This is a genomic window from Winogradskyella ouciana (genome assembly GCF_009709615.1).
GTDB classification, from domain to species: Bacteria; Bacteroidota; Bacteroidia; order Flavobacteriales; family Flavobacteriaceae; genus Winogradskyella; species Winogradskyella ouciana.
Genome location: NZ_WJYA01000138.1, coordinates 1 through 266, shown reverse-complemented (window position 1 = coordinate 266; position 266 = coordinate 1). Strand labels below are relative to the sequence as shown.

At 35.0% G+C, this 266-nt stretch carries 1 protein-coding gene; it reads left to right on the top strand.

Going from position 1 to position 266, the window contains the following annotated elements; genetic code table 11:
• Positions 1 to 266, top strand: a 266-nt coding sequence (locus F1003_RS15895) for an ATP-dependent Clp protease proteolytic subunit (RefSeq protein ID WP_202913921.1), incomplete at both ends; no start/stop codon positions are given.

Sequence of the window (266 nt, the reverse complement as noted above, 5' to 3'; positions counted from 1 at the left end):
GTAAACAAGCAGATTTACTTGAAAAGTTGGAAGATGGAATCATAGACATCTATATGCAAAGAGCGAATATTAGCCGAGAAGAAATACGTCAAATGGTTGACGAGGAAACTTGGTTTAGTGCTAATGATGCATTAGAAATTGGGTTTGCTACATCAACTGCTACATCATCAATTGTGGAGAGTGGTGAAGATGAGCTTACTCATCTTAAAGCTCAAATGCAAGCAATGCAAAATGAATTAAACGATTTTAAAAATCAACAAGTTCAA